The following is a 12650-nucleotide window of genomic DNA, read 5'->3' as shown; positions in this document are numbered from 1 at the left end:
ACATCTGACATCAGCGGGATGCCCGCTTCAACTCCGTCCATCCCGATTCGACGATTACCGCACCACCGCGTTTTAGTGTGGTCTTCCGCTCAACGTTAGCACCATTCATTCGTGCTTCGATATGAACTTCCGTAACATCGTCTGCATTGCCGCCAAATTCTTCAACCAGAGCGGAGGCAAGCCCTACTTCATGCAACTGCCAGACGGCGGGAGCTGTATTGTTCCGAGGGTCTGGAATGGTTCGGGGAAAAAGGTAGATGCAGGGAGGGGGAATCTTTTGCCCATTCAGTTCTATGCCTCGCCCTGTCGCCAATTTCGGACAGGGTCGCCCCGGTCCCCCACAAAGCTGGTCCCAGACAATGAGGGCATCGACGCGTTCCTTCTCGGCAATGATTTTCCCACCAAGGCGGGTGTGAACGCCCGACCAAAGATTGTGTTTTGGATCGGCTCCGGGATTTTGGCACAGAGACCAAATAACAAACTCGTCGGCATTTGCGGGACGCGTGTAAACCGTAGTGTTGTTTCCATCGAGGCATCCTTTTGCCTCGATGATGGAGACTTTCCCTCCATTCAAAACGACCTGATAGTCGTGCCTGTCGCCCGCTCCCGTAAAATCAAAATCTGTAATTCGCCCCGACAGTTTTAGCGTGCCGAGCATATCGGCAATGAACCCCTTTTTGTCCGACATTGAGGCGGCATTCGACCCACGAATCTTCTCAACAGCTGAACGGAAAATGCCAGCCTTCCAAAATGCATCATTCGTCAGACCGTGAGAGCCAATCGAGGGAGCTGCGGCTACTAACGCCTCAGCGTATGCCTCGATTCTCGCCGTCATCTCAGGCGAGATGCCACAAGGGATGGATTTAGTTTTATCGATTCGTTGCCGTGTCGCCATTACGCCACCGCCCGACGAACGACATTCGGAGCGACGGCAGGCTCAACGACATGGCGTGCAAGCCATGAAACAACGGGGACAGCTACACCATCACCCGCCAAATGGTAGGCATCATTGTAGCGAGCAGGCAAAACATATGAATCAGGAATACCCATGAGCCTCGCAGCCTCCCTTGGCGACAGAAGACGGCTACGAACCTTTTGCCCCTCGACGACGAGAATGATTTGACGACTGGAACCGCCTGCGGGCGTTCGCAAACAGCCTGCAACATCATCGAAGCGGACTTCCGCACGCTGACGCTTAACGCCATCTTCGTCGGCACGAGTTCGCTTGTAGATGGCTCCGACCTGTTTTGTCTTCGTTTTTTTCGCCGCCTTTACTTTGTCGGCGTTAATCGGAGTCATCATGGAAAGCAGTTTTTTCGTTTCGAACGCCGTGTGCCATTCAACGCCTGTCGGTTCGTCTTCAATTAGGTCGACAAGTCGCGTGGTTCGCTCGGCAGGTATCGGAAGGTCAAGCCACAACCAGCACTCGCGGGTAGCCGAGTCGAGAAGGTCATAAGCAGTTCCGAAGGCGTCGGGATGCCACTGAGAGACAGGGGCATCGCGGAGCAATTCGGCAGGCGGTTCAACTCCATTTGCAAAACCAATAATGAAAAGTCGGGGGCGAGACTGTGGGACGAACCTAGAAGCATCAATTACGACAGGAGCGTAACGATAACCGTCTTCCGCAAACGCACTACAAATCGCGGCTAAATCATGCCCTCCGTGGGATGTGATGGCTCCATAAACATTTTCGAGAATAACAATGCGAGGTTGGCGGTTCTCGGCACGCAGACCGCGAACAAGACGCCAGAACTCCCAGAACATCCCTGAGCGTTCACCTTTTAATCCGGCACCTGCCCCAGCAAGGGATAAATCCTGACAAGGGAAAGATGCCCAAGCCAAGTCGGCACGTCCTGACAAATCGGAGATTTTTACGCCTGCGATATCGCCAAGGTGTAGTTCACTAGCATCATCGAAGTTGCGGCGGTAAGTTTCAGCCTTGCGTTCGTCAATGTCATTTGCAAAAAGGCAATGCCACTCCGAGCCTAAACCTAGCCTCGCCATGCCCCCGCCTGCGAAGAACTCGTAAAAATTCATCGGTCTCTCGCTCATATGTTTTGTATAGGGCGAATGATAGTTCAAGCACGCCAATTAGTCGCCCCTTGGGAGACTTTATCGACACCTACCGTGATACCCTTTACCACTTCATTTAACGCATAGATAGCCGCAATTGGCTGCAGTAAGCCCAATCAATCAATATGGTTCGAATCATCTCCGCAAACCTCAACGGAATCAGGTCAGCCACAACGAAAGGCTTCTTTGAGTGGATGGCAACGACTAACGCCGATGTCGTTTGTGTACAGGAACTCAAAGCCCAATCGGCAGACCTCACCGACAACATGCGAAATCCCGCAGGCTACCGAGGCTTTTTCCACTACGCCGAAAAAAAGGGATATTCCGGCGTCGGCATCTACTGCCGCCGTGAACCTGACAAGGTCATTGAGGGCATCGGACACGCTGGGTTTGATGCGGAAGGGCGATATATCAGAGCCGATTTCGGCGACCTTTCAGTCATTTCTGTCTATGTCCCGTCAGGTTCATCGAGTCCTGAACGACAAGAGGCGAAATTTGAGTTTTTGGACGAATTTTTTCCCGTCATGGATGCCCTACGAGCCGAAGGACGGCAATTCATTGTTTGTGGTGATTGGAACATTGCTCACGCCCCTATCGATTTGAAGAACTGGAAGGGCAATCTGAAAAACAGTGGATTCCTGCCAGAAGAGCGGGCATGGCTCGACAAACTCTACGCAAGCGGCTGGGTTGATGTGTATAGAACGCTATACCCAGAGGCGAGCGATGCGGGGTATACGTGGTGGAGCAATCGCGGTGCCGCATACGCCAAAAATGTGGGTTGGCGGATAGATTTGCATGTCGCAACCGCTGAAATTGCTTCTGCTGCAAAGGAAAGCAGCATCTACAAGGTCGAAAAATTCAGCGACCATGCACCGCTAATCGTAGATTACGAATGTAGGTATTTTGAATGATTGACTATCAATTGGCCACCCCGGCGTTGGCCGCTACGGTACGCGGCGCAGCGGTATACAAAGGCGAGTGGTTTTCAGACCATGCGCCGCTGAGCATCGACTATGACTATTCGATTTAAATAGTCCGTACCATCCGGGATGCCCGTCCTGTTAGGTTTCACCGGCAGTACATCCCTGGATCTGCCAGTGGTCGCGCAATACGGAAAGCATGCCGACAATGGCGGGGTCATGTTCCTCAGATAGCCTGAAAACGAACGATAAATTGCTCTCGATGCTTCCATGAGGCCAGATCGCCACCTCTCCCTTCTCCGCAGCAATCAGGGCGAGATCTTCCCTCACCAAGCCCATGCCTAGACCGGAACGAACCAAATCGAGCATTGATGGAAGTTGGTCACATTCAACGACTTCGTTGGGCAATACACCCTGCTGCGCAAAAAGCAAACGCAGCAGCCGTGACACGTGAGAACGCTCGGGTGCTGCAATCCAGGGCAGTTCTGCAACCTCTCTCCAGCCAGCCTTTGCCAACTGTTTTCCGTAATCCGCCGGACCCACCGTGCAATACGTAATCGTTCGCAAAGGCTGCATGACAAAATCAGGATGATCGATTGACCCGATGTAAAAGCCGGCGTCAAACATTCCATTCTTGATTCCGTTCACAACGTCATCAGCTAGTACAAGCCGGGTTTTTATTTGCAGGAGGGGTAGCGACGCACGTAAGCCATAAAGCAGCCCACCTAGCTTGATAAAGTCTGAGTCATCAATAGTCGCAATCAGAATGCTTCCGGTAACTTCCCCCTTGATTTGCTTTGCCTTTCTTGCAAATCCCTCGAAGACGGACAAAACATGCTCTGCTTCAGCAAGAAGAATTTCTCCGGACCGGGTCAGCGTGATCCTCCCCGGCGCACGATCGAACAATGTAATCCCAATTTCCTGCTCAATCGCCTTGATATGCTGTGTAACCGCAGGTTGGGTAAGAAATAGGCGCTCCGCAGCACGCGTCAGATGGCCTAGTCGAGCAACCATGACAAACGAGCGAAGCTTGAGAATATCCATTCGACTTAGTCGTACACAGAGACTGATGACATCTCCGCAGACACAGGGAAAAGCCGCGACCGGGATGGGTCAAATCCGACAAGCACGGGTGTTCCAGACGGCGTAACGGAAGAGCAAGTGAAATGTGCCTGGTTGACGCTGATACTGACCGACCCGATGTCAATCTGATAGCGCACCACCTCCCCAAGGAACTCGCTGCTCCTGATTGTTCCCTCCAGCCACAGGTATCTTCCGTCGCGAAAACTATCAATCGGAGCGATATGAAGAGCATGTGGCCGAATGCTCAGTACTGACGGCCCTTCCGATGGCGCATCACGTGAGATCGGCCAACGATGATGCCCGATGTCGTGTGAAAAAAATTCAATGAGTTGGCTTTCTATGTGCTTCACGTTTCCCGGAAGAAAGTTGGTAACGCCAACGAACCGTGCAACTTCCATCGAGTTGGGGAAATCGTAAATGGCCGCCGGGGTGCCGACTTGCTGTATGGTGCCATGAGCCACCACTGCAACGCGATCCGCGATACTCAGCGCATCCTCCTGGTCATGCGTGACCAGGATCGAAGTAATGCCTAGTTTGCGCTGTAGCAAATACAAATCATGACGCATCTGCACCCTAAGCTCGTACTCAAGATTGGAAAACGGATCATCAAGGAGCAACAGCCGGGGCTCGCTAACCAGTGCGCGAGCCAACGCCACCCGTTGTTGCTGCCCGACCGACAAACAGTCGGGGCGAAAATCGCGGGTCTCAGCAATATCGAGCATTTTAAGAATTTTATCTACTCGCTTTTCCAGCTCAGTTCCGTTTCTGTGGTGTTCAGCGACGCCGAATGCCACATTTTCGAATACTGACATATGGGGCCAGAGGGAAAAATTCTGGAAAACCATGCCGACATCCCTCTGTGCGGGAGGTATGTCAAACACATCCGTTTTATTGATTCGAATAGACCCCGCCGAAGGTCGTTCAAGACCGGCGAGCAGTCGAAGCAATGTTGTTTTTCCAGAGCCTGACGGCCCTAACACCGCAAACAACTCCCCGGCCTCAATGCAAAGATTAATGTTACGCAGCACAGGCTTTGCACCGTAGGAAAAATCAAGATTGCGAACTTCAATCGTTACTCTGTTCATTTCACATCTCACTACCGTTTAGCTTCCCGTGAAGACGAATTTTCTGAAACTGGATACCGTTTTCCAATCTCGGCGAATCAGAACTAAAAGTGTAAACAAGGATAGGGTAACGAGAGCAATGGACAAAATAGCCAGCGCCGACCCAGCGCCTCTTCCTGTTGTCGATTGCATATTCAAATAGATGCTGTAACTGACCGGTGCATTGGTTTCGCTAGGGATGAGGAGCATTGCCGACGAAAGATCAACCGCTGCCAAACCAAAGCAGAGCAAGAATGCAACAAACAGACCGACAGTCATCATCGGCAGAACAATTTTTATAAAGATTCTGAAGCGGTTGCGGCCTGAGATGTTTGCCGCTTCCACGTAACTGGCGGGGATGCCCTGAAGGGTGATACTACAAGCTCGAATCGCGAAAGGTAAACCTCGCACGGAGAAGGCCATGGGGAGTAGAAACCAGCTTGCGTCAATCGCTTGATTGATGAGTGGCACTTCAATTCCACGGAAAAACTGTAGATAGGCAATCGCCAATGCCACGCCCGGCACACTCAACAGTCCGGTCGCTCCCCACGTGAGCCATCTCTTCCAGACGGGGGGGGCACAGTCAATCGCATACGCCATCACCAAACCGACAACGACATCGAGCACAGCAGCAAATCCACAATAGGCCAGCGTGTTGATAAAACTACCTCGTTCAGAATGTATGGCCGTCAGGTAATGACTTAGGACATACGACTCTGGCAAAAGGGTATAGCTCCAGATCCGGGCAATCGAGGTCAGGGCCACCCCAGCGTAAGCGGTGGCGTAAAGCATCAATATGCCGCCGAGAAACGTAATGCCCACGATCATCTGTTGTTTAGAAAGTAATACAGACGCACTCACGGAAGATGCATTCCGAAAAGCCACATGCTGTCGGACGAAGCGAATCGATGCAAACCAGGCAAGCCCTGAGATTACAACCATTAGGGTCGCGATCAGCGAGGAGAGAGGATCCTGGGAACCATAGGCTGATACCCTGAGAAAAGCTTGCGGCGCGAGCAAATTTGTAACACCAAGCGAAAGCGGCGTCGCCAGATCGTCCAATGTTTTGAGAAAAGTAATTGACATGCCGAACGCCAGTCCAGGCATGCCTAGCGGTAGAAAAACCCGAGTCATCAAACGGAACCAACCGCTCCCCAGACTGGCCGCTTCTTTAGCCTGCTGGTTATAGGCGCTGGTTGTCATGGTCAGGGTCATCAATACCAACGGAAAATAATGCATCGCCTCAATCAACATTACGCTTGGCAAGCCCAAAATTGCAGGATCCAAATCGCAGTACGACTGAAACAACATGCCCAGCGCCCCGCCCCTGCCGAAAAAAATTTGCAGTGAGAGGGCGAGAACAAATGGTGGCACAAACAAGGGCAGGAAACCGCATAACTCGATGAAAACCGACGGGCGAACATGGTATCGCCAGAGAACCATGGCGATTGGAAGCGCTGCAACAGCCGACAGAACGGCCGCTCCAGCAGCAACGCCCAGGCTATTTAGCAGACTCTCCACATATACCGGATTTGCAAGCAAGAGCTTGATGTGATCCGCTACAAATTTCCCCTCATTATTGGTGAGGCCCTGAAGAATCATAGTGCCAACGGGCAGTACGAGAAATGTCAGTAGATAGATCGCCAAAAATGCGAAAAGCACTGGAGGTTTTCCGAATGACCATCCTGATCTAAATCGCACCGTTTGTCCCTTGTCAAAATTCTGACCCCGACACAGTTCGTGTCAGCCTCCAGCCGCTACAGACCGAGGCTTATGAAACCGCTAGAAGTCTCAGCTACTGCATCATGGCTAAGGCCTGCTCCACCAGTTTCTTGGCAGAGACATAATTCTTGCTCGTCTGACGCGCCCATTCGGCTTCACGCGCTGCAATTGCCGCAATATGAGCCCTGGTTTGCAACTGCGGAGATGTGGTGAGTTCATCTTTTTCTGAAACAGGCGGCCGATATATCAACGCTCGCGCCTTATCGATCAACACACCTGCTTCTGCATGAGGACGTTTTATCAACAGACGCTCTGCGCTTTGAATTGCCTTTGTTACGTCCACCAGTTCTCGGTGCCTAAAGGTGACAACCTGGTTGAAAATGGCGTTCACCACCAGATGGCGAGCTTCCGAGATATCCGGATTGTAGGTTGAGGGGTGTTTCTTGATGACGTCGAAAAGATCAGGGTAATCGGCCGGTCTGTCTGTGCTTGCGTAAATCTCAGGAAGTACAGGCAAGCGACTTATTTCCGATCTGAGCAGCAAGCTTTGCCCTTCTTTTGATAAAGCGAAGGTAATGAATTTCAGGCCTCCCTCCGAGTTCCTGGCGCCTGTAACAAGACCAATGCTTGCAGGCGTTATGGCGCTTGGCCAGGCATAAGTAAAATCAACAGGAAATCCGGAGTACTTCCCTGAGAGTGCTAGAAAATCAACCACCAGACCGACTCCGAAGCGTCCGCTCGTGATGCTGTTCGGAACATCAAAGCTGCGGTCGGTAATCGTGGCGCAGTTTCCTGCGATCTGAATAATCAATGACCAGCCATTCTCCCATCCAGCACCTTGCAGTATGGATTCAACGATCAGGTGAGTGGTCCCCGAACGCGAGGGAGAGGACATGACGACGTGCCCGAAGAGCTCGGGTTTGACGAGGTCGCTCCATGTCCCAGGTGGCGAAATCGTTCGTGCGGAGAGGTAACGAGTATTCCACATGATGCCGTAGCCTGAAAGCGCCTGACCTTTATAAAATCCATCAGGGTCATCGATATTTAGGCTGCCAATTTTTGAAGGAATACTCGGGTTGCCTTGGCTCCCAATCGTCTGGAGAAGGCCGTGTCGAAGCAAGGCACGAAAACTGTCGGGGGAAGAACTCCAAAAAACGTCCGGCCTTGAGCCGGGGGTTCGATCCGTTAGAAAAGGAATGATGTTTGTCCCTGGGAAATTGACAAACTCTAACCGGTATTGCGGGTTACGCTCATCAAAGGCTTTTTTGTAAGCGACCAATACTTCTTTTGGAAACGATGAAGCAACAACAATACTTTCTAATGCCAGAACATCAGCAGAAAAAATCACGAGTAAAGCAAGGGAAAAGAAGTGCGCTAGGCGATCCATTGGCCGAAACCAACCCCTTCCCACAGACAAAAAGGCACTAAGAGCCAAGCCAATACTTGCACGCTTTAAGCCGCAAACGCTTGAAAAACAGCGCGACGTATCCGGCGTCACGCTGCACTTTCACTTTATTACGCATCACTAAAAATGTGACATCAAAACCCCGGAATTCGCCTCGCCGCCTTTAGTCAACTGGATACCAATGAGGGTGTGGGAAATTGAGCCCGATACTTTGACCTACGGCCGGTCCTGGAACACGACGGGTCTTCTGCACGCGAACTTCGGTTTCGCCAACCATTACCCGGTAATCGATGGTCTCGCCCAGGTAGGCTTTGCTGATCACGTGGCCGCGCACACCGCCCTCGCCGACAAAATCGATTTCTGTAGGTCGTGCAGCGAGTAATCCGCGGCCAGAGGCGATGATTTCGGTCGACGGTGCAATACCATTCGGCCATGCGTAATCATTGCCGGCGATCTGCATGCCGGATGGCGTTAGCCCCGCCTTCAGGAAGCACGACAACCCAATGAACTCGAAGACAAAGCGATTTGCGGGCGATCCATAAACCTCAAGCGGCGTGCCGACCTGCTGAACCACACCAGCACGCATAACTAGAATACGATCCGACAAAGCCATCGCTTCCGATTGGTCGTGTGTGACATAAAGAATCGAGAAACCAAAGCGGCGTTGCAGATCCTTGATCTCGAAACGCATTTCTTCACGGAAATGCGGGTCGAGGCTGGACAGGGGTTCGTCAAGCAACATCACGTCTGGTCGGATGGCCAGCGCACGCGCCAAAGCCACCCGCTGTTTGCCACCGCCCGAGAGGTCGTCCGGACTGCCGGCGGCGAACTGGAGAAGATTGGTGTGCTTCAGGGCTTCTTCAGTGCGCGCGATAATTTCCGCCTTGGGTAACTTGCGAATCCGCAAGGGGAAGGCAACGTTCTCAAAAACTGAAAGATGTGGCCACACAGCGAAGGCTTGGAAAACCATGCCGAAATTGCGCTGTTCAGGAGGTAAATAATACTTTTCTCGCTTGGAGGACAACAAAGTTTCACCCGCTCGAATTTCACCGTCGTCAAGGTCTTCAAAGCCGGCGACCATGCGTAAGGTGGTGGTCTTACCACAACCGGAAGGGCCGAGCATGGCCACGCATTCCCCTTTCGCGATCTGAAGATCCAAGCGATCCACCGCCGTGACACTACCAAATCGTTTCGTGACCTGATTAAGTTCGATATAAGCCATTACCGTACTCCCTAAGAATTGTTCTTGCTGGTGACCAGGCGTTTAATCAGTAATTCGCCTAGCACGATGATGATCAGGGCGATTCCGGCAAGTGCAGCTGAATACACGGTTTCACCATCTTCATTGAGCGTGTAGATCGCCACGCCGATAGTGCGCGTGGTTGGGCCGTAGAGGAGTACCGAAACGGTCAGTTCACGCAGGGCCGGCAAGAAAATTAGAAAGAAGGCCGCAATCATCCCCGGCCGTACCAGCGGCACGACAATATCCCTGAGGGCCTGCCCCATCGTTGCCCCGGAAGCGCGTGCGGCTTCGACCAGAGAGTCATGCACCTGTTCCAGCGCCGCCGAGTTCGCCTTGAGCGAGAAGGCCATATAGCGGGCGATGTAGGCGAGCAAAATAATCCACACGGTGTTGTAGATATTGATCCCGAACTTGCCGCTCCAGGCGAGGATGACGCCAAGTGCAATCACCGATCCCGGCACCGAAAACGGAAGCATGCCGAGGAACTCAAGGATACCCTTGCCGCGCACCTTCATTTTGACGATCACGTAGGAGATGATCACGCCGGCAAACATGGTGATCAACGCCGAAGACAAGCCTAGGCTAATGCTGTTCCAGATGGCGTCACGCGTGAGATCCCATTCGAACAGAATATGGTTGTAATTTGCAAAAGTCAGATTTTCAGAGACGAACGGCAAGCCATACGTCTTAAGCCCGCCGACCATGAAGATGGTCGCCGTTGGCAGAACGATGGTAAAGCCGATATAGGCCAGGCAGAAAATAAAGAGCGGAACTCGCAAGCCCCGCAGTTTAAGTTCAGCGGGGCGAAAACTTTTGCCGGCGATGATCTGGTAACGCCCCTTGCTCAGGACACGATTTTGCAGCCAGAGAATGATAGCGGCGGTGATAACCAGTACGGTAGCCAGCACGGTGGCCGTCCGAATCGAGGCAAAACTGCCCGCGCTCTGGTGAATTTTTTCGTAGATCAGTGTCGGAATATTGTATATGCCCGTCTCGATCCCCAGTACGGCTACCGTACCGAAGTGTGCCATCGAGTAGAGCATGATCAGCAAGGCACCGGAAAGAATAGACGGCAGCACCAGCGGGATGGTGATTTTTCGCGTAATGGTGAACAGATCAGCGCCGGAAATCCGCGCTGATTCCTCAAGCGTTGGATCCATGCGCTCCAGCGCACCACTGACCTGGATGAAAACAAAGGGGAAGAGATACATCGTCTCAACCAGAATAATCCCGGCGTAGGTGTAGATGTCAAAGATCGGGTTGTCGAAACCAAGTACGTCCATGAAAAAACGGTTGATATAGCCAGCACGCGGCGAGAGCAGCATCTTCCAGGCCAGCGCGCCAATGAATGCTGGCAGCATGAAAGGCACCAGAAACAGCAGCTTCATCGTCTTCTTGAAAGGCAGGTCGGTACGTGTAACCAGCCACGCGAAGAAGGTACCCACGATGGTTCCGGTGATGGTGACGCCGACCGACAGAACCAGCGAATTCCACAAGGCCATATAGGTCTCAGGGTGGCGCAACACTTTAACAACATCGGTCACATTGAAGTGTCCATCAACCCAGAAGGCGTTGAAGAAAATCAGCAGCATGGGTACGGCAACAACAATGACCAAAACGGCCACGGAAAGGCCGAACAATAATTCGGGGGTACCGAAACGCGACTCTGTTTTTGTACTCATAATTTATACCCTCTCCCCAACGATAATATCGCCTTCAAACCATTGCACTGTGGCTAGCCCAACGCGGCAGTTGTCCCCTTCGACAAAGAGCAGATCTCGATCAAGGCATTCATGGCTCGGCAGTGCCGCACGAACCAAGGTGCCGGCGATATCGATTAAATAGTCGACCTGTGCGCCGAGGAAGCTGGCACGACGGATGATGCCGGGCAAACCAGGATGCCCCGAACTGTCGCGTGCCAGCATTACGTCGCTTGGACGAAAACCAGCAGTGAATTTGCCACCCGCCTTGTCTGGGGTCGGGCCGACCCAGGCCGTGGACGAGCCGCCAATGAAAAGGTCTCTCCCCTCGCGCCTGACCGGAAGAAAGTTGGCAATGCCCAGAAAACGGAAGACAAAGTCGTCGGCGGGGTGCTCGTAGACCTCCTCAGGAGCGCCGATTTGCCGCAAGATGCCGCGTTCATCCATGACGGCGACACGGTCGGCGATAGCCAGTGCAATTTCCTGATCGTGCGTGACATAGAGAATCGTAATGCCAAGCTTTTTTTGCAGCGCTTTGATCTCGAAGCGCATCTCCTCGCGCAGATTGGCATCGAGATTATTCAGCGGCTCGTCAAGCAGCAGGAGTCGCGGTTCCGAAACCAACGCTCGCGCCAGCGCCACACGCTGCTGCTGGCCGCCCGAGAGCTGCGAAGGCAGACGTTGTTCGAGTCCGTCCAGTCCGACCAGACCGACAGCACGCATGGTTCGTTCACGCAGCGATACCGCTTCCGTTCCCGCCAGTTTGAGCGGGTAGGCAACGTTATCGAATACGCTCATGTGCGGCCACACGGCGTAATCCTGAAAGACCATGCCGAGACCACGCTTGTCAGGGGGTACCATCTGCCCCGTCGCCGCATTCGCGACAAATTCACCACCGATCGAGATGGTGCCGCTATCCGGTGTTTCAAATCCGGCAATTAGCCGCATTAAAACTGTCTTGCCACATCCGGACGGGCCAAGCAGTGTGAAGCACTCGCCATCATTGATGTCCAGTGACAGGTCGGCCAAAATCGACCGCCCCGCGTACTGTTTGCTTACGCCTTTAATTTGAATATTAGCCATGATTAATTACATCACTTCTGCATGATGTCAGTGAATTTCTTGATGGTCGCTTCTTTCTCCGCCATGATCGACTGATAGTCAATCAGCATGGCGCGTTTCATCGCATCTTGAACTGACGGAAGTTTGTAGCGTTCGGGCACCTTGACATCGGTACGAACTGGCAGCGTCCCTTCATTGGCAATAATCGTTTGCCCCTCCTTCGAGAGAACAAAGTCTACGAACTTCTTCGCTGCATCGACGTTGGGGCTGTTGCGGAAGATCGCGATGGGGCTGGGAATAACCAGCATTTCGGGCGGATAAACCAGCGCCAGTGTGGCG

Annotated in this window: 12 protein-coding genes; 2 read left to right on the top strand and 10 right to left on the bottom strand. The window is 52.7% G+C overall.

Annotation, left to right across the window (positions count from 1 at the left end):
- Positions 1-10 precede the first annotated feature (10 nt).
- Both Q1J43_RS05055 and Q1J43_RS05050 read right to left on the bottom strand, forming a co-directional pair.
- Positions 11-895 (bottom strand): hypothetical protein, encoded by an 885-nt coding sequence (locus tag Q1J43_RS05055; protein ID WP_301101298.1) that lies wholly within the window; start codon positions 893-895, stop codon positions 11-13.
- Positions 895-2082, bottom strand: a complete 1188-nt coding sequence (locus Q1J43_RS05050; RefSeq protein WP_301101297.1) for a DNA cytosine methyltransferase — start codon at positions 2080-2082, stop codon at positions 895-897. Before Q1J43_RS05050 ends, Q1J43_RS05055 begins: the two co-directional genes overlap by 1 nt.
- A 116-nt stretch (positions 2083-2198) precedes the next feature.
- On the opposite strand from Q1J43_RS05050, the gene Q1J43_RS05045 reads away from it, so the two are divergent.
- Together Q1J43_RS05045 and Q1J43_RS05040 are read left to right on the top strand one after the other, a co-directional pair.
- On the top strand, positions 2199-2984 hold the full coding sequence (locus tag Q1J43_RS05045) for an exodeoxyribonuclease III (protein WP_301101296.1): 786 nt from the start codon (positions 2199-2201) through the stop codon (positions 2982-2984).
- Positions 2981-3103, top strand: a complete 123-nt coding sequence (locus Q1J43_RS05040; protein ID WP_366141843.1) for a hypothetical protein — start codon at positions 2981-2983, stop codon at positions 3101-3103. Before Q1J43_RS05045 ends, Q1J43_RS05040 begins: the two co-directional genes overlap by 4 nt.
- 31 nt (positions 3104-3134) lie before the next feature.
- Here the strand turns inward: Q1J43_RS05040 and Q1J43_RS05035 are convergent, their stop codons facing one another.
- The 8 genes from Q1J43_RS05035 to Q1J43_RS05000 all read right to left on the bottom strand — a co-directional run.
- Positions 3135-4037 (bottom strand): LysR family transcriptional regulator, encoded by a 903-nt coding sequence (locus Q1J43_RS05035; protein WP_301101295.1) that lies wholly within the window; start codon positions 4035-4037, stop codon positions 3135-3137.
- A gap of 5 nt (positions 4038-4042) precedes the next feature.
- Positions 4043-5161 carry an ABC transporter ATP-binding protein gene (locus tag Q1J43_RS05030; RefSeq protein ID WP_301101294.1) on the bottom strand — a complete coding sequence of 373 codons (1119 nt, stop codon included), beginning with the start codon at positions 5159-5161 and terminating at the stop codon, positions 4043-4045.
- A gap of 18 nt (positions 5162-5179) precedes the next feature.
- Positions 5180-6841 carry an ABC transporter permease subunit gene (locus Q1J43_RS05025; protein ID WP_301101293.1) on the bottom strand — a complete coding sequence of 554 codons (1662 nt, stop codon included), beginning with the start codon at positions 6839-6841 and terminating at the stop codon, positions 5180-5182.
- A 133-nt stretch (positions 6842-6974) separates the two neighbouring features.
- Positions 6975-8288 (bottom strand): extracellular solute-binding protein, encoded by a 1314-nt coding sequence (locus tag Q1J43_RS05020; RefSeq protein ID WP_301101292.1) that lies wholly within the window; start codon positions 8286-8288, stop codon positions 6975-6977.
- A gap of 181 nt (positions 8289-8469) precedes the next feature.
- The gene (locus Q1J43_RS05015; RefSeq protein WP_301101291.1) at positions 8470-9528 is read right to left on the bottom strand and encodes an ABC transporter ATP-binding protein; all 1059 of its coding nucleotides are present in this window, start codon (positions 9526-9528) and stop codon (positions 8470-8472) included.
- A gap of 11 nt (positions 9529-9539) precedes the next feature.
- Positions 9540-11231 carry an iron ABC transporter permease gene (locus tag Q1J43_RS05010; protein WP_301101290.1) on the bottom strand — a complete coding sequence of 564 codons (1692 nt, stop codon included), beginning with the start codon at positions 11229-11231 and terminating at the stop codon, positions 9540-9542.
- A 3-nt stretch (positions 11232-11234) separates the two neighbouring features.
- On the bottom strand, positions 11235-12332 hold the full coding sequence (locus Q1J43_RS05005; RefSeq protein WP_301101289.1) for an ABC transporter ATP-binding protein: 1098 nt from the start codon (positions 12330-12332) through the stop codon (positions 11235-11237).
- 11 nt (positions 12333-12343) lie between these two features.
- On the bottom strand, positions 12344-12650 hold a 307-nt coding region (locus Q1J43_RS05000), incomplete at its 5' end, for an extracellular solute-binding protein (RefSeq protein WP_301101288.1).

The sequence above is a fragment of the Propionivibrio sp. genome (genome assembly GCF_029255185.1).
GTDB lineage: Bacteria > Pseudomonadota > Gammaproteobacteria > Burkholderiales > Rhodocyclaceae > Propionivibrio.
Note: the sequence above shows the minus strand (reverse complement) of the source record. Positions and strands in the feature narration are given on the sequence as shown.

Coding starts and splice junctions, on each gene's coding strand:
- Q1J43_RS05055 (WP_301101298.1), bottom strand. CDS start 895: ATGGCGACACGGCAACGAATCGATAAAACTAAATCCATCCCTTGTGGC.
- Q1J43_RS05045 (WP_301101296.1), top strand. CDS start 2,199: ATGGTTCGAATCATCTCCGCAAACCTCAACGGAATCAGGTCAGCCACA.
- Q1J43_RS05040 (WP_366141843.1), top strand. CDS start 2,981: ATGATTGACTATCAATTGGCCACCCCGGCGTTGGCCGCTACGGTACGC.
- Q1J43_RS05035 (WP_301101295.1), bottom strand. CDS start 4,037: ATGGATATTCTCAAGCTTCGCTCGTTTGTCATGGTTGCTCGACTAGGC.
- Q1J43_RS05030 (WP_301101294.1), bottom strand. CDS start 5,161: ATGAACAGAGTAACGATTGAAGTTCGCAATCTTGATTTTTCCTACGGT.
- Q1J43_RS05020 (WP_301101292.1), bottom strand. CDS start 8,288: ATGGATCGCCTAGCGCACTTCTTTTCCCTTGCTTTACTCGTGATTTTT.
- Q1J43_RS05015 (WP_301101291.1), bottom strand. CDS start 9,528: ATGGCTTATATCGAACTTAATCAGGTCACGAAACGATTTGGTAGTGTC.
- Q1J43_RS05010 (WP_301101290.1), bottom strand. CDS start 11,231: ATGAGTACAAAAACAGAGTCGCGTTTCGGTACCCCCGAATTATTGTTC.
- Q1J43_RS05005 (WP_301101289.1), bottom strand. CDS start 12,332: ATGGCTAATATTCAAATTAAAGGCGTAAGCAAACAGTACGCGGGGCGG.